This is a genomic window from Isoptericola sp. S6320L, from assembly GCF_023015685.1.
Taxonomy (GTDB): domain Bacteria; phylum Actinomycetota; class Actinomycetes; order Actinomycetales; family Cellulomonadaceae; genus Isoptericola; species Isoptericola halotolerans_A.
This window is the reverse complement of sequence record NZ_JALKAT010000006.1, coordinates 66244-85502: the sequence shown is the minus strand read 5'-3', so window position 1 is coordinate 85502 and position 19259 is coordinate 66244. Positions and strand designations below refer to the sequence as shown.

At 67.4% G+C, this 19259-nt stretch carries 20 protein-coding genes and 1 tRNA gene; 9 read left to right on the top strand and 12 right to left on the bottom strand.

All coding sequences use genetic code 11. From position 1 onward, the window contains the following. Positions 1-256: 256 nt before the first annotated feature. A complete protein-coding gene (locus MWU57_RS05550; protein ID WP_243401133.1) occupies positions 257-916 on the bottom strand; it encodes a PAS and ANTAR domain-containing protein in 660 nt (219 codons plus the stop codon). 248 nt (positions 917-1164) lie between these two features. Between MWU57_RS05550 and MWU57_RS05545 the strand changes: the two genes are divergently transcribed. From MWU57_RS05545 to MWU57_RS05520, 6 genes are all read left to right on the top strand, one after another. Next, positions 1165-2910, top strand: coding sequence for a glycosyl hydrolase family 18 protein (locus tag MWU57_RS05545; protein WP_246907858.1), 1746 nt, complete (start codon positions 1165-1167; stop codon positions 2908-2910). A gap of 346 nt (positions 2911-3256) precedes the next feature. After that, a tRNA-Ser gene (locus MWU57_RS05540) sits at positions 3257-3346 on the top strand. Between the two features lie 1152 nt (positions 3347-4498). Further along, positions 4499-4846, top strand: coding sequence for a hypothetical protein (locus MWU57_RS05535; RefSeq protein ID WP_246907855.1), 348 nt, complete (start codon positions 4499-4501; stop codon positions 4844-4846). Between the two features lie 127 nt (positions 4847-4973). Further along, positions 4974-5741: a GntR family transcriptional regulator gene (locus tag MWU57_RS05530; RefSeq protein WP_246907852.1), complete on the top strand. Its 768-nt coding sequence runs from the start codon at positions 4974-4976 to the stop codon at positions 5739-5741. A gap of 14 nt (positions 5742-5755) precedes the next feature. Beyond that, the gene (locus MWU57_RS05525; RefSeq protein WP_246907849.1) at positions 5756-6400 is read left to right on the top strand and encodes a YdcF family protein; all 645 of its coding nucleotides are present in this window, start codon (positions 5756-5758) and stop codon (positions 6398-6400) included. A gap of 164 nt (positions 6401-6564) precedes the next feature. Continuing rightward, positions 6565-8751, top strand: coding sequence for a hypothetical protein (locus MWU57_RS05520; protein ID WP_246907847.1), 2187 nt, complete (start codon positions 6565-6567; stop codon positions 8749-8751). A 257-nt stretch (positions 8752-9008) separates the two neighbouring features. On the opposite strand, the gene MWU57_RS05515 is transcribed toward MWU57_RS05520, so the two are convergent. Further along, a complete protein-coding gene (locus MWU57_RS05515; protein ID WP_246907843.1) occupies positions 9009-9317 on the bottom strand; it encodes a DUF1778 domain-containing protein in 309 nt (102 codons plus the stop codon). Between the two features lie 82 nt (positions 9318-9399). Continuing rightward, positions 9400-9612, bottom strand: a complete 213-nt coding sequence (locus MWU57_RS05510) for a hypothetical protein (protein WP_246907839.1) — start codon at positions 9610-9612, stop codon at positions 9400-9402. A 641-nt stretch (positions 9613-10253) separates the two neighbouring features. On the opposite strand from MWU57_RS05510, the gene MWU57_RS05505 reads away from it, so the two are divergent. Further along, positions 10254-10697 (top strand): DUF4304 domain-containing protein, encoded by a 444-nt coding sequence (locus MWU57_RS05505; protein ID WP_246907836.1) that lies wholly within the window; start codon positions 10254-10256, stop codon positions 10695-10697. Between the two features lie 424 nt (positions 10698-11121). Here the strand turns inward: MWU57_RS05505 and MWU57_RS05500 are convergent, their stop codons facing one another. From MWU57_RS05500 to MWU57_RS05490, 3 genes are all read right to left on the bottom strand, one after another. Further along, entirely contained in the window at positions 11122-11529 is a 408-nt protein-coding gene (locus tag MWU57_RS05500; protein WP_246907833.1) for a hypothetical protein, read from the bottom strand. Positions 11530-11897: 368 nt separating this feature from the next. After that, positions 11898-12188 (bottom strand): DUF1905 domain-containing protein, encoded by a 291-nt coding sequence (locus MWU57_RS05495; protein ID WP_246907830.1) that lies wholly within the window; start codon positions 12186-12188, stop codon positions 11898-11900. A gap of 183 nt (positions 12189-12371) precedes the next feature. After that, complete coding sequence (locus tag MWU57_RS05490; protein WP_246907827.1) at positions 12372-12812, bottom strand: DUF1772 domain-containing protein; 441 nt, start codon at positions 12810-12812, stop codon at positions 12372-12374. 88 nt (positions 12813-12900) lie between these two features. Between MWU57_RS05490 and MWU57_RS05485 the strand changes: the two genes are divergently transcribed. After that, positions 12901-13488 (top strand): TetR/AcrR family transcriptional regulator, encoded by a 588-nt coding sequence (locus MWU57_RS05485; protein WP_246907823.1) that lies wholly within the window; start codon positions 12901-12903, stop codon positions 13486-13488. 25 nt (positions 13489-13513) lie between these two features. On the opposite strand, the gene MWU57_RS05480 is transcribed toward MWU57_RS05485, so the two are convergent. Together MWU57_RS05480 and MWU57_RS05475 are read right to left on the bottom strand one after the other, a co-directional pair. Beyond that, a complete protein-coding gene (locus tag MWU57_RS05480; protein WP_246907820.1) occupies positions 13514-14290 on the bottom strand; it encodes a CPBP family intramembrane glutamic endopeptidase in 777 nt (258 codons plus the stop codon). Between the two features lie 55 nt (positions 14291-14345). Next, positions 14346-15125 (bottom strand): SDR family NAD(P)-dependent oxidoreductase, encoded by a 780-nt coding sequence (locus MWU57_RS05475; protein WP_246907817.1) that lies wholly within the window; start codon positions 15123-15125, stop codon positions 14346-14348. A gap of 141 nt (positions 15126-15266) precedes the next feature. Here MWU57_RS05475 and MWU57_RS05470 point away from each other — a divergent pair, with 141 nt between their 5' ends. Continuing rightward, positions 15267-15818 carry a dihydrofolate reductase family protein gene (locus tag MWU57_RS05470; protein ID WP_246907814.1) on the top strand — a complete coding sequence of 184 codons (552 nt, stop codon included), beginning with the start codon at positions 15267-15269 and terminating at the stop codon, positions 15816-15818. Positions 15819-15821: 3 nt separating this feature from the next. Here the strand turns inward: MWU57_RS05470 and MWU57_RS05465 are convergent, their stop codons facing one another. The 4 genes from MWU57_RS05465 to MWU57_RS05450 form a co-directional block, all read right to left on the bottom strand. After that, complete coding sequence (locus MWU57_RS05465; RefSeq protein ID WP_246907812.1) at positions 15822-16451, bottom strand: DUF305 domain-containing protein; 630 nt, start codon at positions 16449-16451, stop codon at positions 15822-15824. Positions 16452-16598: 147 nt separating this feature from the next. After that, positions 16599-17186 (bottom strand): hypothetical protein, encoded by a 588-nt coding sequence (locus MWU57_RS05460; protein ID WP_246907809.1) that lies wholly within the window; start codon positions 17184-17186, stop codon positions 16599-16601. Between the two features lie 10 nt (positions 17187-17196). After that, the gene (locus MWU57_RS05455) at positions 17197-17649 is read right to left on the bottom strand and encodes a hypothetical protein (protein ID WP_246907806.1); all 453 of its coding nucleotides are present in this window, start codon (positions 17647-17649) and stop codon (positions 17197-17199) included. A 38-nt stretch (positions 17650-17687) separates the two neighbouring features. Further along, positions 17688-19193: an ATP-binding protein gene (locus MWU57_RS05450; protein WP_246907803.1), complete on the bottom strand. Its 1506-nt coding sequence runs from the start codon at positions 19191-19193 to the stop codon at positions 17688-17690. Positions 19194-19259: the final 66 nt, after the last annotated feature.

Here is a 19259-nt window from a genome sequence, read left to right as displayed (position 1 = left end):
GCTCCCGGGTCGGGGACCGGTGCGGTCCGTGGGTGTGGCGGACACCCAGTGGACACCGCGATCTCCGGCCGGACCTGGGACGGGCCTGGCGTCTTGCTGGGGCGGCTGGGAGCCGGCTGGAGGCCGGGCTAGCACGCCGTCGACGACGAGACGTTCTGCTGCAGCCACTGCGCACGGGTCAGCACCGGCGCCGAGCTCACCGACAGCGTCGGTGCGTGACGCCGGGCGCTCGTGCCACGAACGGCCCTGCGAGGCGTCAGTGCAGGGCCGGCGTCGGCGCCTCGAGCACGGCGAGCACCCGGGAGGCCTCGAACGGCCGGTCGGGCGCCGACACGACCTCGCGCACCAGCCGCTGCGACAAGGCGCGCAGTGGCACGTTCGTGGTGTTGGAGTGGTGGCGCAGGACGCTGAAGGCTTCGTCGTCGTCCACCTCGAGAGCGAGCGTGACGAGCAGCTTGGCCTGCTCGATGTCTCGACGGCTGCGGGCCGCTGCTCGGATCGAGGAGTCGGCCCGTTCGGCGGCCAACCGGTCGACGCTCCCCGTCAGATCGAGCACGTAGCCGGCGAGCTTGGTCATCGCCCCGTGGGCGTCGTGCCGGGCCTCGCCGACGACCGAGACCACGCGGGGCGCACCGTGCGCGTCGACGATGCGGTGCACGGTGGAGAAGGGCTCACCGGTGCGCTGGGCGTCGTCGAACAGGCCGACCACGCGGTGCCGGTCGTCCGGGTGCTTGTGGGCCAGGACCAGTGCGGTGGTCGGTCTGACCTCGCCGGGTTCGAAGCCGTGGATGCGATACGTGTCGTCCGACCACCACCACTCCTCGGTGGCGAGCTCGACGGCGTAACGGCCGGCGGGCGTGCGATCGCCCATCGCGATGCTGTTCTCGAGCGCTTTCGTCGGTGGTCCTGCTTTCATCGATTCCTCCTGTGTAGCGGCCGGCGCCGCCGGGTCGTGCAACAGATCGCCCCCTCGGAGTTCTGGACGTTACCGAGAGCCGTGGTGCGGAGCGTCTTGAGCGGCCCCCTTTCACGAAGCCCTCACGCGACCCTGGCGAGCGCTGCGGTTCACGGGCCTCTAGCGCCCGCGACCGCGCGCCGCTAATGTGCAGGGGACCGAACAAACCCGGTTCCGGGTCGCACCCCGAGGAAGCAGCGAGGCTCCCGATGAAACAGCGCACGTCCGTCCTGACCACCCTGACCACCGCCGCCGCCGTCACCGCGCTCGCCGCCGGAGCGCTCGCCGCGCCCGCCGCCGCAGCGAAGCCGGCCCCCACGCCCGACGCCGGATCCACCCATGACGCCGACGGCGTCAACGGCTACACCACGCTCGGCTACTTCCCGGGCTGGGCGCCCGGCAGCGCCCACGACTACGAGGTCGCCGACCTCGTGCGGACCGGTGCCGCCGCCGACCTCACCCACCTCACGTACGCGTTCGGCAACGTCACCAGCGACCTCGTCTGCGACATCAGCGACGACGTCGTCCCCGCCGACGGCGTCGACCCCGGCCAGCCTGAGGGCGACCCGGAGAACGACTACCTGCGCCTCGTCGGCGCGGAGGACGCCGTCGACGGCGTGGCCGACGTCGAGGGGCAGGCGCTCGCCGGGAACTTCAACCAGCTCCGCAAGCTCAAGGAGCTGTACCCCGACCTCAAGATCATGGTCTCGCTGGGCGGGTGGACCTGGTCCGACAACTTCTCCGAGGCCGCGAAGACGGCCGAGGGCCGCGAGCGGCTGGTCGAGTCCTGCCTGGACATCTACCTCGACGGCAACCTGCCCATCTACGCCGACCAGGGCGGCGAAGGCGTGGCCGCCGGGATCTTCGACGGGTTCGACGTCGACTGGGAGTGGCCGGCCGCCACCGGAGAGCACCCGTCGCCGAACCCCGAGGTGGACCAGGAGAACTTCCTGGCCCTCATGGAGCTGTTCCGCGCCGAGCTCGACGAGCGCTCCGCCGTCGACGGCGAGGACTACCTGCTGACCGGGTTCGCGCCGGCCGGCTGGGCCCCGCGCACCAACGGAGGCTGGGTGGACCCCCGGCTCGCCGCCGTCGTCGACTTCCTCAACATCCAGGGCTACGACTACCACGGCACCTGGGTGGCGGACCGGACCGGGCACCAGGGCAACCTGCACCCGTACTCCTGGCCGGACGCGCCGGACCAGGACGCGAACTGGGGGCTCGCGGCCGACGGGCTGCTCGGCGCCTACCGGGCCGCCGGGTACCGCGACGAACAGATCGTGCTCGGCCTCGCCGCCTACGGGCAAGGCTGGGAAGGCGTGGAGGACCCGACGCCGGGCGCGCCTGCGAGCGGGGCGATCGGCGTGAAGAACTACTCCGAGCTGCGCACCGTCGGCGAGGAGTACTACGACGCCGAGGCCGTGGCCGCCTACCGGTGGGACGGCGACCAGTGGTGGAGCCTCGACACGCCGCGATCGGTGACGGCCAAGGCCGAGTGGCTCGCCGAGAACGGGTTCGGTGGCGCGTACTTCTGGGACATCGCCGGGGACTACCGCAACGAGCTCGGCGGCGCGCTCGCCGACACCTTCCGGGCTGCGGCGCCGGGACCGCTCGTGGCCGGTGACGGGGTCGCGCCCTGGTACGCCTCCGGGGTGTACACCGCCGGCGACGTGGTGTCGCACAACGGCGTCGAGTACGAGGCGAAGTGGTGGACGCGGAACCAGGAGCCGGGTGCCGATGCGAAGCGCGACCCGTGGCGTGAGGTCGGGGTGCACGGGGACAACCCCGGGGCGGCCGAGGAGTGCGCCGAGGCGTTCGATTCCTCAGCCACCTATACGTCCGGCGACGTCGTCTCGCGGGCCGGCGTGAACCACACGGCGATGTGGTGGACTCGCGGCGAGGTGCCGGGCGCGTCCGTCACCGGGGCGTGGGACGCGGGAGCGCCTTGCGCCTGAGCGCACCAACCCCCGCCGAGGGAGGGGCGCTTGCGCCGAGGTAGTGCGACGGGTGCCGAGGTAGTAACCCCGCGGGGTTCGCTTCGGCGCCCGTCGTCGTGCCCGACGGCGGCACGTAGCGTCAGCGGCGGGCTCGGTCGAGCTGGGCGTCGTCGAGGTTCCAGTCCTGTGGACGCCTGCGTGTACTGGCCCCGGAACTCGCCGCTGGGGTGCGAGTCTCGGTGCCTCGCGTGGCACTGTGTGCGCGTCCGTCAAGGCCTGGTGCGTGGTGACCGAGGTCGCAGCGCAGCGGATTTCGTGGATGCCGCCTGGTTCGGTATCCTCGGTGGGCCGGTTCGTCCGGCGAGGTAGCGTGTCCGAGCGGCCGAAGGTGCAGCACTCGAAATGCTGTGTGGTGTCAAAGCCACCGTGGGTTCAAATCCCACCGCTACCGCCACTGTGATGTCTCAGGACATCGGCAAGGCCCGGACCCACCGATGTGGGTTCGGGCCTTTGTCATGTGTCGGTGGTGGTGCCGGGTGGCTGGTAGTCGCGGCTGAGGTCGATGGTGAGCTCGCGCAGGATCTCGCCGGTGGCGGCGTTGATGATGCGCACGTCGTGGTCGTGGGCGAGCTGCGGTCCCGCATTCTCACGCTGACGGTGTGTCCGCCGCGGCATTTCCTCGCGAGTCGCCCGCTGATGCAGCGTCGTGAGGGCTACCGCGCTCTCCGCCTGATCTTCTTGTCAGAAGGTTGGATCGCATGAGCGAGAGAACGACCATGACGCCCGTGAGTGCGTGCGTCGCTGGGCTCAACGCTCCCTCGCGGCCCAGAGCAAGGGCCACGGGCTCGGGGCTGGCCCATCCGGGCATGGGGTCAACGTCAGAGCCAAAGGTTGAGGCGAGCGCGCTGAAGGGGAAGGCGGTGGAGGCCATGGCGTAGCTCGAGAGGACGATCAACGTGACGGTCGCTAACCAGACTGGCAATAGTTGTCGCGAACCCCTCGCTGCGACCCGGGAACGCCATGCGAGGACGAACACCCCCGCCGTGAGAAGCGCTACGCCCGCCGCGGGCAGCAGTGGCGGCGCTGGCGAAGTCACCGACACGACGGAGGCCCTCCAGTCGAGTGCTGCACCGGTGACGATGGTCTTGGCGTGGATGTTGAGATACCCAATCGCGATGACGTACGCCGCCGCGACGACCACGGCAAGTAGCGATCTCAGTCCGAGGCTCAGTGCCGCGGATCTCGGCTTTGAGTTCCTCACGCGAAGCGCTGTCCCCTCCGGTCGTACGCTGTAGCCGCCGAAGATACTGTTGCGTGCGCACGAGGGTCAACGCGGACGCGAGCCAGCGACCTTGATGCGCCTCGGATCCCCTACGTACTGCGTTGAGGTTCCGGCAGATCGCGTGCAATGTCGTCCAACGCAGCGCAGGATCAACTCCCGGGTAGTCCGGCGGCATCAGGCGCCGACGGCCGGTGATGGACGGTGCGGTCTGATTGCTCATCGTGGTCCTCCTACGTCGTTGTGGTGTGGCTGCTGATCTGGTCTGAGTCGTCCGGTGAGATAGTCGATAGGGTCAGGCTCATTACCGATCCAGGAGGCGAACGCATGGACGCGGCCCGTCGAACCGATGAGCTGAGCGCGCCGCCGGGGAAGCCTTCCGACCCGCCGGGACCTGGCGCTGCCAGGAACGCGATCATGGGTGCCGCCTTCCTGGCGCAGTCCGTCGTCGCGTTCTTCTTCCTGTCGGACTGGCTGGCGCAACTCGACGGGAGGCTGGTAGCTCCCGTCACGGGTCCGTTGGTGCGGAGCGCTGTGACGCTCCTGGTCTTCTTCGGGATATTCGCGATGCAGTTCGTCGTCTTGGCACTGCGCCGGTGGCACCCGGTTCGAGTGGTCACCATGGCCATGCTGGCGATGACCATCGTGTGGTCGCTGGCAACAAGGACGGCCTAGCGGGTTGCTCTACCCATGTGCCCTTGCGCCGTCTGCTGGGCGTACTCGCGAGCCGGGGCGGCTGTCGTCCCGGTCAGCGTCAGCCTTGAGCCGGTGAAATCGCATCGAACCATCAATGACGCGGGCCATGACGCACGGGTACAGGGAGTTGGCGGCAGTCCTGCGCGAGGGCATCCAGCGCGGTGACTACTCGCCGGACACGACGCTGCCCAAGCAGGCCGACCTGGCCGCGGAGTACGGGGTCAACATCAAGACGGTGCGCAACGCCGTCGCCCTGCTCGAGTCCGAAGGCCTCGTCACCCCGGTCCGACGTCGCGGGACGGTCGTGCGGTCGCGCCCACCGATGCGCCGGCTCGGCATCGAGCGGTACGCCAAGAGCAACTGGAAGTATGGCGACCGGGTCGCCTTCGCTGCCGATCGTGAGGCCAGCGGGCAGTCGTGGACGCCGACGGACCAGACCCAGACTGTCGAGCGCATTCCCGCTCCGAGCCACGTCGCGCAGGCGCTGAGCATCGAGCCCGACGCCGAGGTGTACGCCCGGGCGAGAACAGTGCGTCAGGACGGCACCCCAACCCACACGCTCACGAGCTACTACCGCGTGGAGGACGTTGACGGCACGCCTCTGGTCGACCCCACGCCGGGACCGGCCGGGCGTGGAGGCGGATTTGCCGTGCTCACGCTGCAGAGATTGGAGCCTGACCAGATCACCGAGACGCTGACGGCCCGGATGCCGAGGCCGGACGAGGCCGCGATGCTCGAACTGCCCGGCGGCGAGCCGGTCATGGTGCTGCAGCGCACCACGCGGACGAAGGAAGGCAGAGTGGTCGAGTACGCCGAGGGCGTGCACGCTGCTTCCCGGTTCGCGTGGACCTACACCTTCGACATGCCCGACTGACGAACGGACACCCCATGAGCGTGATGGACGACGCCCAGATCCTCTGGGACTACCACCAGCTGCACCACGAGCCCAAGAACACCGACATCGCCATCGGGCTCGGAAGCCACGACATCGGCGTCGCGGATCATGCCGCTGAACTGTGGCACGAGGGCCGGTTCCCTCTGATCGTCTTCACCGGGGCGAACGCGCCGACGACGATCGACGTCTTCCCCCGCGGCGAGGCGGTGCACTATGCCGAGCGCGCTCAGGAGCTCGGCGTGCCGGCCGACGCGATCCTGACCGAGACGCGAGCCACCAACACTGGCGAGAACTTCATCTTCACCCACGAGCTGCTCGACGACCTCGGGGTCCATCCCGCGTCCGCCACAATCATCAGCAGGCCGTACCAGCAGCGCCGCGCCTACGCGAGTGCCAGCAAGCTCTGGCCCGAACTCGATGTGGTCTGTTCCGCGCGTACACAAGAGTTCAGCGACTACGTGGACTCGATCGGTGACATCGAACGCGTGCTCAACATGCTCGTCGGCGACACGCAACGAATCTGGATCTACTCCGAAAGGGGCTTTGCGGTACGACAGCCAATCGGGGACGACGTAGTTGAAGCCTACCAACGGCTCGTAGACGACGGGTTCACAGCTCGCCTTGTACGGGGCGGCTGAGAGAATCGCGGCAGAAGCCCTCAAATCAGCAGGAAGTTCGGCGGCGACAGCGGGCGCAATCAGCCCGATGCCCGTATCGTACTGCCCAGAGTCGAACAGCTCTCATGCGGTCGCAGTCCGCTCGCCTCGCATAGAGTTGCAGCATACAACGCTGAGGAGCGCTCGTGGCCATTGATCCCGATCTTGTTGACATCGCCCTGAGTAGAATTGCAGGAACACAGTTCGAGAAATTTTCGAACATGTTCTTCCCGGCGATAATTGGTGCGCAGTTCTCGCCGCTCGGAGGTATGCATGATGGTGGCGCGGATGCCTTCGGAGGCGACACTGTATACGAGCGCAATGGGCGAGCTGGAGTGTTTTACCAAGCCAGTGTCCAGGTTGATTCCAAAGCAAAAATCAAATCTACTCTCAAGCGCCTTCGAGAGTTCGGCCGCGAGCCCAGATCTCTTACATATCTAACCTCGCGAACTGTCCCAACGATCGACGTCTTGGAAGACGACCTTGGAGAAGAACTAGGCGTGGTCGTGCGGATCAAGGATGCGGGGTACATACGGGCGCATGTCAACTACAGTTCGACGACCGTCGCGGCATTCGAGAAATTCCTACGTCCTGAGACATCATTCCTTGCATCGATAGGCTCCGCTCCGCTCATTGCAGAGTCGCGGCATGTCCAGAGTCCCGCCGTGTTCGTATACCTTAGGCAGGCAGTGGACAAGCTCGACGGCGACCTTTCGCTCACCAACTCTGTGACGGATGGGCTTGCGCTGTGGGCCCTTGAAGGCACCGACCCCGACGAGGGCAAGTTCATGTCCTCCACAGATGTCATGAATAAGATCAACGAAACCGTACCTTCTGCGGATACGTTGATTCGAGGTCGCGTCCACAAGCGCCTAGTCGCGATGTCGAAGAAGAACTACCCGGGCGGGCGACAAGTAAACTGGCACAAGAACGACGACGTGTTTGTTATACCTTACTCGACGCGCCAACAGATTGCGTCTCAGAACGAAGCCGATGAAGCGCTCCGGATTCGCATACTACGCGGCCTCAAAGAGCGGGCTAGGGCGGAGTTTCCGGATCTTTCCGAGGGTCAATCGATGCGCGTGGCTGAGGTGTCGTTGCGCGCGATTCAGTTCGCGTTTGAGCAGGAAGGCTTGGAGTTTTCTCACTTTCTCTCGCGAGAAGATGCGGTGGAGTTTCCGCAGATCGGAGACGCGGTCCGTTCTGCGGTCGAGGAAATGTCGGTAAGCGGCCCCGGATCTATGGAAGTTGCCGCCCAGTGTCTCGCGGTAACGCGCGCTTGCTTGTATCACAGCAGTGAAGACGAACTTGAGTACCTAGGGCGGTTGGCACGGACCTACTCTCTCCTATTCACATTGAGCAATGAGCCGCGGTTGGTCGAGTACTTCGAGCAGATGGCGGCAGATTTCTATCTGTATGTGGGCAGCGACCTACTTGTACGGGCGCTGAGTGAAAGATATCTACCGGAATCATCGCAACTCGTCAGGAACGTGCTCTTTATGGCGGCCCGAGGTGGCGTGCGGCTGATTCTTGCAGAACCAGTGCTAGAAGAAGTTATAAACAACCTCCGCGCATCGGACCGCGAGTTCCAGAATCACATCGAATCGGTGGAGCACCGTCTTACCCACGACATGATGCGGGAGGTTCCGAAGATCCTTGTCCGCGCGTACCTTTACAACCGAGACGAGCCTCACGGTCCGACCAATTGGCCTGGCTTTGTTCAGCAGTTTTGCAGTTTCGACGATCTCCACAGCCCGGCTGCTGTTTCGCAGTTGCGAAACTACCTTCAAGCTACCTTCTCGATGGAGTATCGGAAGCGCGTCGAGTTGGAAGACCTTAGCGACGATAAGGATGTCGCGAACTTGACTAGTAAGTTGCTCTTGACGAAGTCAAGTAGCGAACTTGCTGGGAACGATGCGCTTCTCGCGAGCGCTGTATACGGGCGTCGTACGAAGCGTCGAGAAACAGCGGAGGCGTCAGAGTTTGGCTATCGCACTTGGTGGTTTACCAATGAGACCCAGATTCTGAGACATTCACGAGAGTTGGAGAATAAGTACGATTGTGCACGGTACATGATGCGCCCGGACTTCCTGCTCAACTTCTTTGCTTTTGCTCCCAATGCCATTGACGTTCGGCGTTCGTTCGCGAACATCTTTCCCTCTACTCTAGGCGTGCAGATGTCTCGGCGGATGGATCCAACGGCGTTCCATAAACTGATGGCGCAAGTAAAAGAGGCGGAGTCTTTCGAGGACGGACGGCGCCAGGCTGTGATGGCGGAGTGTGCGGATCGGCTCAAGTCGGACTTCGAACGGCGATACCAGATTGAGCTCTGACCGGAGCCCGAGGGCCTGGGTGTCGCGTTGTCACCCCGGCGGGATCCGCACCATTCAAAGACGCTATGGCGTGAGAACTTTCCTTACTGACTCAAGGCCCGGCTCCGCCGTGCTGGCCGGCACGCCGGGCGGGGGCCCGCGCTTCGCTCGCTCCGCTCGCTGCGCGCACCCCACCCGACATCCCGTCCCGAGATGACGAAGGGCGGCCCCGGAGTCAGTTCCGGGGCCGCCCTCTGTTGCACGCTCGGACTGGTCGCTCAGTGCGACGTCAGCTCCGTCTTGCCACGTTGCGAAGTGTCTCCTCGGACCGCAGCGATCAACGCCGCTAGTTCCGGGACTACGCGAGGCTCGGCATCCAGCGCGGCGTCGACCTGGTCGAGCTCTCGCGGCGTCAAATGGATGACGCGGTCACGGAGCAATACCTCACGGGCGTGCTCCATCGCCGCGCCAAGAACGAACGCGGAAAGGTCCTGCTGCTGTGCTGCGGCTGCCTCGCGGATCGTTGCGAGGGCTTCCGGCGAAACACGCATGTTGAGGCGTTCGGACCGCACGTTTGCGGTAGGCATGACTACTCCCTGCACGAGGTGGTCTGCGGTGGGTCGCTGTGCCACCGACGTACGTCCACTGTACGCACGTGGTGCGTACGGCTCAACCTGGTTCTGCTGAAGCGAAGGTCGCGTGGAGCTCCTTCGTCGTGAGGAACAGGCTGAGCTCGTGGTCGAGGAACCGGCGGAAGCCGTGCTTGAGGTAGAAGCAGGCGGCGTCCTCGTGGAGCGCGTGCACGACGATGATCTCGAAGCCGATGTTGTCGGCCGCTGCCAGCAACCGTTGGAGGGCGTCGAAGCAGCAGCTTCCTGACACCCTGACCCTTGTAGTCGTTGTCGACAGCGAGCCGCGCAAGGAGCATCGCCGGCACGGGATAGCGGCGTCTGCGTCCCATCGCTGACTCACCATCGGCCGCTGACAGCTCGAACGTGCGCATCGAGAAGTAACCAGCGACGCGCTGCGCCTCCTCGTCGAGCAGCAAGGTGGTGCGGACGTTGTCCTTCTTCTCGCTCTGGCTGGCGTAGCGGGCGAGCCATTCGTTGAGCTCCGGCTCTCCGCAGTCGAACGGATAGAGCTTGATGGCCGCCGAGGTGAACGGCCGCGCGATGAGCATCGTCGTTGGTGCCTTTCTGATCGCCAGGACTTGAGCGGTCGCCACCCTACGGCGGGGTGGCGACAGGGGTGCGTGCAGGCGGGAGCCGCCGTCGTCGGGTAGCGCTGCTCTCTCGCGTTCCGGCCCCGCACCGACAGCCGAGCATCCGGCCGGCTCCGGCCCGCGTCAAGGGCGCCTGCGGCGTCGCTGCGCGATGACCTGCGGCCACCCTTGACCCGGACCTCCGCCGACCTCCAGTGCTCCGCTATCGGCACGGCGCCTCCGAGTGTCCCCCCGCCGAACGCCTTGGTCGCGTAGTCGGGACGCCCGACGGCCCTGGATGGGCCCCTTGTATGGTCCCGACGTGATCACTGCTCAGGAGCGCTTCCGCGTCGTCGTTCGCGATCGGCTCGCACCTGCGTTGCGCTCGATGGGGCTGCGCGGGTCGGGCCAGATCTACACGCTTCCGTCCGAGACTTGCTGGGCGCAGCTCGGCATCCAGCGCAGCGCGTTCAGTGACCGCGAGAAGATCATGTTCACGGTCAACTTGAGTGTCGTCAGTCGAGCAGTATGGGTGCGGACCGTTGAGGAGCGTCCGAATCTTGGCGCAAAGCCGACGCCGAACACCGCCTCTCTGTACCCCGGGCGCTTCCGGGAGCGAATCCGCCGCACAGCTGGTGGAGGTGGCTACTGGTGGAACCTCTCTGCGGATGGTCACGACGAGGATGCGACGTGCAGCGACTTCTTGGAGACGATCGAGATGTTTGGCGTACCCACGCTGCGCCGCGAGGTCCGCTCCGGTAGTTGAGGAGATCACGGCGCCAGCCCGACGGAGGTCACCAGATTCCCTCCGGTTTGCGGTGGAGATCCGGCCCATCACGTGCAATACCGTCCGACCAGCCCCGGCATGAACCTGCAGGTCAGGCGGGGTTTCGTGGTCGTGAGGGCTACCGCATCCGAAGACGCCAGCAAAGCCCACCGCTGCCGCCATTGTGATGTCTCAGGACATCGGCAAGGCCCGGACCCGCGAATGTGGGTTCGGGCCTTTGTCATGTGTCGGTGGTGGTGCCGCGTGGCTGGTAGTCGCGGGTGAGGTCGATGGTGAGCTCGCGCAGGGTCTCGCCGGTGGCGGCGTTGATGATGCGCACGTCGTGGTCGTGGACGAGCAGCCAAGCCGCCGGAAGGTCCGACGTCGGGCGAATCGCTGTCCCGTCTGCCGAGCGCTTCGCAGTTCACGGGATTGAATGCGCGGCGAGCTGTTCCATGACGCCCCCCGAGCAATCGGCCTCGCCCGCAGGTAGCACGGCGTTCGCGCCCGGGTACGTCGCGCGATAGCCAAGCGGGCCGACCGTATAGGTGACGACGCTGTACGGAAAGGAGCCGCCGGTGCGGTCCACATCCAGAACGTATGCGAGGTGGACGACGGCGCCGGGCTGCAGCGTGATTCCGTCTGGGCCGATGACAGAGGTGTCGGCCCAGGCAGGATGGGCCGGATCGTAGGCCTGGCCATAGACGATCTCCGATGACACCGGAACTGCGCGCACCTCGTGGATCCGGACTCCGTGCGAGGCGCCCAACTGGACGCCACGTACATGGACCGTGTGACCGGTCCGGTTCGCCAGCACGGGGGCGTCGACCACCTGAAGCGGTCCTTGCCAAGGCATGCAACCCACACCGGATGGTGTCCGTGCGCCGTCCCCCGCAACCACTGAGGAACCGATCGCCCGGTATCCCATCCATCCAGCGGCTACACAGAGGAGTGCCATGGCCACGGAGGCGGTGACTAGCAGGCGGCGCCGTGGGAGCCAGCGTGACCGTCTTATCGTGCTCGTCATGCCGCTGACCTCCTGATGGGTTGCGGAATCATACTGACGAGGCGGCCGGAGTGAGCCTCATTGTGGAAGCGACACGCGGTGGAGGAATCCTGGCACCTCCCGGCTCCCGGCACGGCTGTCTCGTTCGGCGTACTCCGTACCCCGAACACGCCGTCGTCGGACTTTCCAGCAGGTCAGCTCAGACGCTTCGTCAGGTGCACGGTGACGACGTCGCCCACGTCCTTGCCGAGCCTCTTGCGCAGCTTCGCGTTGAGAGACAGCATCAGCTCGCCGCGTCCGGTCGGCATGAGCCCGACGTTCTCGACCGGGACGTCGTCGACGGTGGCGTCGACCCGCACCGAGCGTCCCGTCCCCAGCAGCTCGGCGGCACCGGTGAGCTCGACGCAGGGCCAGGTCTCGCCCTTCACGTCGACGCCGATCGGCGCGGTGAACTCGTGGTCGAGTGTGGTGCTCGTGTCTGTCACGGGAGTCCTCCGGGTTGGTCGACAGGTGTCCATCCTTAGACCGCCGCGCCCCACTGATCTCATCGGTCGCCACCCGCTCTCACGGTCGAGCATCGACGCCGTCCGGCAGCGGCACCTCGGGCGGGTGGCCGACGACGACGCGGACGACTCCGACGTGCGGGCGTGCCGCCGTCCGCTCCGTGGTCATCGCGTGGCGGCGACGGTCACGAGGACGAACGCGGTGATGATCAGGGCCAGGCGCACCAGGTGCAGGCGGTCCCATCGGCTTCGCTGGTCGCGCCAGTCGGCCGGAGCGGTCTCGGGAGTCCATGCCTTCGACCGGTTGTTGATCGGGACGAGCAGCGCAACGGACATGACCACGCTGACGAGCAGCAGGGCGACCGCCGCCCAGGCGGGCCCCGCGGTGGTGGGCTCTGTCAGCGCCGTGCCGGCGACCAGGAGGACCGAGCCGATGTACCAGAACGGCATGACGCGTCCGAGCATGCGTGCCCCGTCGGAGCGTGCTGCGATCCCGGCGTCCCGGGGCAGCCGGTCGAAGATCGGGTTCATGACGAACGCGACCGACAGCTCCACCCCCACCATCAGTCCGATGACAACCACGGCGATGATCGACAACGACTCCATGATGCGCTCCATTCTCGGCTAGCACCGCTACATCTAGCGGTGCTAGTGAACGTAGCAGCGATTGTCTAGCAGTGCTAGAGTCTGGTGCATGACGACTCCCGCCGCAGCACGCCGAGCCCGTCAGCTCGAGGAACGGCGGTCGCAGATCGTCGGTGCGGCCCGCACCCTCGCTGAGACAGAGGGGTGGGACGCCGTGACGACTCGTCGGCTCGCCGACGCGATCGAGTACAGCCAGCCGGTGCTCTACGGGCACTTTCCGCAGGGCCGGACGGAGATCGTCACCGCCGTCGCGCTGGAAGGTTTCGAGGAGCTGGCGTCCGCGCTCGCGCCGTCGGCGGACGTCCCCGCAGCGAGCGACGCCGAGCGCGTCCGGGCGCTCGTGACCGCTTATCTCGACTTCGCCGAGCGCCACCCGGCGACCTACGACGCGATGTTCCTGCTGCCCGTCCTCGTCCCGTTCGCCTCGGACGAGACGCCGGCGATCGTGCGAGCCGGGTTCGAGGCGATCGCGGACACGTTGCGCCGACTCGACGACCCGCCCGCCGACGTCCCCACGACGGCGGAGGTGTTCTGGGGCGCCGTCCACGGCATCGTCGCCCTCCGGCGCGCAGGACGCTTCCCGGCCGCGCACCAGGAGGAGCGGGTCGAGACGCTCGTGCGCCTCGTCGTCCGCTGACCCGGCCCGATCGCTGAGCGCCCGATCAGCGGATCGGCTGACTCCTCGCGTCCGCGTCCCGCCGTCGTTCCTTCACCAGAAGGACGACGGCCACGACGACGCCCGCGATCCCGAGGAACGGAGCGGCGAGTCCGGCGTAGGGGAGGCTCGACGAGAACGTCGAGAAGTCCCACAGGCCGTGAAGGAGCATGGCGGGGACCAGCGACCCCGTCGAGCGGAACGCCAGGTAGTACACGGATCCGAGTCCGAACTGGATGACGACCTGGAGGAACGCGAGCGATCCGATGCCGAAGAAGAAGTTCGGCAGGTGCAGCAGCGAGAACAGGGCGGTGGAGAGGAACCAGACGCCCAACTCGCCGAACCGGCTGCGCAGCGCGACGAAGAGCTGACCGCGCGCGACGACCTCCTCGTTGAACCCCACCAGGATGCTGCCGATCACGAGGAGGATCCACATCGTCATCGTCACCCTGGAGAACTCACCGAACACCAGGTTGAGGACCGCGACGACGGCCATGATCACCGGGACGACGACGCCACTTCTCGGGAGCCGCTTCGTGTCGCGCAGAGACGGCCGCCACCACCCGAGGACCGAGAGGCCGACCAGGATCACCACGAGGCCACCGCCGAGGGGTGCCACGTACCAACGCAGCAGCGTCTCTTCGCTCTCCCCGACGCGGGCGTAGTCGATGCCGTTGACGATCCAGATGGCGTAGAAGACCGCCAGGTAGGCCACGAAGAGACCGAGGCCCAGCCAGACCCGAGGTCGGACGCGCAGGGCCGTCGTGCTGGACGTTGTGTACATGACGGCAGGAGAAACCATGTGGTCCGGACACGGTCAAGCGCGCCGGCAGCAGCCGTCAGGCGATGAGCGACTGCCCGCCGTCGACGAACACCTCGGTGCCGGTCACATGGCTCGCCGCGTCCGAGACCAGGTAGGCGATGGCGTCGGCGACCTGCGCGGCCTCACCGGACTCCTCCCCGGTCAGCGGGATCTGACCCTCCGGGTACTCTGCCTCGACACCGAGGTCGTCGGTGTGGCGCTGCTCGGTGTTGTCGTCGATCTCGGTGTCGATCGCGCCCGGGCACACGGAGTTGACCCGCACGCCGCGCGGACCCAGCTCGACGGCCGCCATACGCGCGAACGCGACCTGGCCCGCCTTGCTCGTCGCGTAGGCCGACGCGCCGGAGTTGCTGAACGTGCGCGTCCCGTTGATCGACGAGACGACGACGACGGCGCCGCCCTGCCGCACGAGCAGGGGCACCGCGTACCGCACCGTGTGGAACGTCCCGGTGAGGTTCGTGTCGATCGTGCTCGCCCAGTCCTCGGGCTCGAGCTCCTCGAGCGGGGCCCAGACGCCGTTGACGCCGGCGTTCGCGACGACGACGTCGAGCCGGCCGAGCTCCTGCTCGACCCGGTCGAGCACGTCGCGCACCATGGCGGCGTCCTCGACGTTCGCCGCCACCGGCAACGCCGTGCCGCCGTCGCGCCGGATCTCCGCCGCGACGTCGTCCGCGCTCTCCTGCCGGTGCCCGAGCGGCACCACCGTGGCGCCCTCGCGTGCCAGGCGTACCGCCGTGGCACGTCCGATGCCCGATCCTGCGCCGGTGACCAGCGCGACCTTGCCTTCCAGCGTCATCCTGCACCCCTCCGTGGTCGACCGGATCGACGCTATCCACGGCCGCGGCACCTCGCGCGCCGGGCCGCCCCGATGACTCCGGCACCCGAGCCGGGTCTACCCCTCGACCGAACGTTCGTGCGACGAAGCAGGAGAAGCACCATGGCCAAGCTGATCGCGGGGGCGACCGTGTCGCTGGACGGGTTCGTCGAGGACGCCGACGGCAGCTCCGCGGCGTTGTACGCGGACTTCGACGAGCTGACGGCGAGCGGGTACATGCAGGCGGTGCAGGACGAGACCGGTGCGGTCATCATGGGCCGGCGCACGTTCGACATGGCTGAGGACCCCGACGACTACGCCGACAACTACGAGTTCCAGGTGCCGATGTTCGTCGTCACGCACGAACCGCCGCCGGTCACGCCGCGGAGCAACGGGCGGTTGTCGGTCACGTTCGTCACGGACGGCGTCGAGTCCGCCGCGCAGCAAGCGCTCGAGGCCGCCGGGGACCGCAACGTGACGTTCATCGGCGGCGCCGACGTCTTCGGCCAGCTCCTGGCGGCGGGGCTCGTCGACGAGCTGTCCGTCGACGTCATGCCGGTGCTCCTCGGCGACGGCGTGCGCCTGTTCGCGGGTGGACCGACGGCGACCCTGGAGAAGGTGAGCGTCGAGCAGATCGGCGTCCGCACTGCCCTGCGCTATCGCGTCGTGCGCTGACGGTCAGCCGGTGGGACAGTCGCGGAGCGCGGTGCCGGGGAACGTCGGCACGGCGCGTGCCTCGGCCTCCTCGGGCGTCAGCGCCAGGCCGTTGCGCTCGATGTCCTCGATGAGCCAGTCCATCTCGGCGATCTCCCGGTTCTGCGCCTCGATGATCTCGACCGCGAGCTGGCACACCCGGACGTCGGAGATCTGCGCGCGCTCGGACCGCGTGATGGCCAGGGAGTGGTGGGGGATCATCGCGCTCATGAACGCCGTGTCGTCGACCGTCACCTGACTCCGGTCCAGGGCCGCGCCACCGAACAGGAGCACCAGGCTCGCGACGACGATCGCCACGTTCGCCTTGGTGTTCTTGTACATGTTCAGCATCCAGGCGAGCATGATCAGGCCCATGGTGCCGCCCATGGTGATCGCCATGAAGACCCGGCTCTGGCTGAAGCGGACGTGGCTCCACTCCCAGGACCCGACGAACATCACCCAGTACATGACGACCATGGCCGTCAGGATCATCGCGGCGAACCGCAAGTACATGCCCTTCATCTGGTGGGCGCCGGAGCCGCCGTGGTGCTGGTCGTCCGAGCGCTGGGCCTCGGCGTGCTGAGCGCCGTCGTCGTGCTGCTTCTCCGTCGACATGGCCTCGTCCCTTCCGTCGGCACAGGATTCGGGGTATGTCTCGGACGCTACAAGCGGGCCCGGGAGCTCGCACCGGAGCTCACGACGGCGTCATGCCAGCCACGCGAGCATCCCGCCCCGCGACCAGCAGCGGGCCCATCGTGCCGGTCAGCCCGTCGTCCGCGGGCGCAGCGCCACGACCCGGCGGACGAGGATGGCCACGGCGGCGAGGTTGAGGAGGCTGGCGGTGAGAGTGAAGGCCCACATCCCGTCCAGCAGGTGCGTGACGAGGCCCATGGTCCCGGCCAGCGACAGGCACAGGGTGAGGAGGCCGAGGCCGACCACGCGCCACCGGTGCGGATGGCCGACGAGCAGCACGAGCCCCGCGACGATCAGGAGCGCGGCCGCCGTCGCGCCGGGCCCTCCACCCCACAGGAAGCTGAGCAGCGACAGGGCCAGGATGGCCACGTCCAGCACGATGGTGAGCCAGAACAGCGGTCCACGACGGAAGGAGCGCGCGAGGAAAGCGCCGGTCAACGCCGCCAGGGTCGGAGTGAACAGGATGAACGGGAGGGGCCACGAGCTTCTCTCCAGATCGACCCACGGGTAGACGGCCCAGAGCATCGGCACCACCACGCCGACGCCCAAGCCGACCGCCGCCGCCACGAGGACGCTGCGCTCGGCCCTGCGGGCCTCGTCCGTCAACGGGGCGTCGACGCCCTGCACCCCGTCCTTGACCGCCCGCTCCGTCGCCATCTGCCACACCCTAGGGGTGCACCACCGTCATCACGGCGTCCTCGGCGGGATCCGCGCGGACCGCCGCCTCGCCCTCGACAGCATCCGGCGGGACGGTCACGGTGACCGTCCACGCCCCGGAGGCGTCGGCGTCGACGGTCGCCAGATCGACGGTCGCCGCACCGGGCTGGACCCAACGCACCGTGATGCCGCTCGACGTGGTCACGTCCTCCGTCGGCAGGATCGCGCCGCTCTCCACGGTCGAGGCGTCGGCGCACCCACCCGTGAAGCCGCCGCCCGACACGGTCAGCTCGTCCCCGGGCTGGACAGACGAGACCGACACCTCCACGACGGGCGCGGCACAGGCAGCGTCCGAGGAGCTGGCCGACTCCGGCGCGCACGCCGTCGTCGAGAGGAAGGCTGCCAGGGCGACGAGCGCACCGCCCCGTGCGGGCCTCGCGAGCCGAGCTTCGTGTGCGCGCATGGCATCTCCCGTCATCGGGGCTCTGCGGGGCAGCCCTATCAGGAAGAGTAGAGGTCCTCGAGAGTGACCAGGTGCACGTCGTCGTGGTCGGCGGCTTCGGCGACCAGACTGTCGTCGAACCCGGCCCTGCTGAACAGGGCGAGGTGGGCTCGCCGCACATCACGGCCGGAGCTGTGGAGCACGTCGCGGATGTGTTGGAGCCGACGCAGGTCGGCGCGTGTGCGCCGCTTGGTTGTCGACTTCGCCTCGCCCAGCATGACGATCGGCGCTCTGTCGTCGTGACGCCGTCGCCCGCGCGGGAGCGCGACGACGTCCAGCTCGTGCTGCGAGCGCCCCTTGCTGTCGTTGACGACGGCCGGGCCGACCTCGCCGACGGGTGTTCCCCACCGGTCGCCGGAGAACCGTGCGGTCCAGACGCGGGCGAGGTGCTCGAAGTGCGGGCCGAGCACCTGCGCGGAGTAGCTGGCGTCCGCCGCGTGCCAGGCGGCCGCCACGTCGCGCTCCTCGAGGAGCGCTCGGTACGGGTCGATGACGACCTGGGCGAACCGGATGACAGGGTCGGCCAGGTAGTAGAGCGGGCGCCTGCGGGTGAGCACGTCGTCGAGGCGGAGCAGGAAGCCCGCGGCTTCCAGGATGCCGAGCGGGTGCTTCAGCGTGTTGTACTCGCGCCCGATCGCTGATCCGATGGCGGTGGGCGAGCGGTGCCCGTCGGCGACGGCCTGGAGGACGCTGTGGTAGACGGCCTTGTCGAGGTTGCGTGGGTCCTCGCGCAGCAGGAACGACTTCTCGTTGAAGAGCGCAGCCGCCGGGCTGAGCACTTGGCTGCCGAGCCACGCCTGCAGCCCGTCCACCGTGGCCGGCGGCGGCGCGGTGACGAGCTGCTTGTAACCGGGGGTGCCGCCGAGGATCGCGTCGACGTGAAAGGCGACAGCGGGATCGTCGATGCCCCAGTACTGGCGCGACTGGCGGTAGTCGAACGGCGGCATCGTGAGCTCGAGCTGGGCGCGCCCGCGGAGCGGCTTGCTGCCCGTGAGCAGGTCTCGCATGACCGACAGCGAAGACCCGCAGAGGATCACGACGGTCGGTGGGACGTCAGGGTCGCTCTGCGCCTCGTCGTACAGCAGCTGCAGCACGGACGGGATCTCCGGAGAGTGAGCGAGCAGGTACGGCAGCTCGTCGATGACCAACAGGCGTGTTCCGCCGCGGCGGCGTGTGGTGCGCGCTCCACGCCGCATCCCCAGTGCGACGCGGAGCGCGGCCTCCCAGTTATCGAACCGCAGCGAGTCCGGATCGAGATCGAGGTGGTCGGCGACGTCGAGTGCGAACTGGTCCAGGGCGGGGCGCCGCTCGAGCTCGCGGGCCTGGTGGTAGAGGCCGTCGACGGCGTGGGCGACGCGGCGCAGCACGTAGCTCTTCCCATGCCGTCGTCGCCCCGTGACGATGCCGATCCTCAGCCCGGAGGTGTCTGCCCTGGCGAGGTTCGTCAGATCGCTCCACTCGACAGTTCTGTCGAACAGATCGGCAGGGCGGGGGATGGTCGGCACGGTCGAGGCCCTCCGTCAGAACAATAGTAACGACGTTTACGGTAATGCCATTTACTGTTGTTGGGA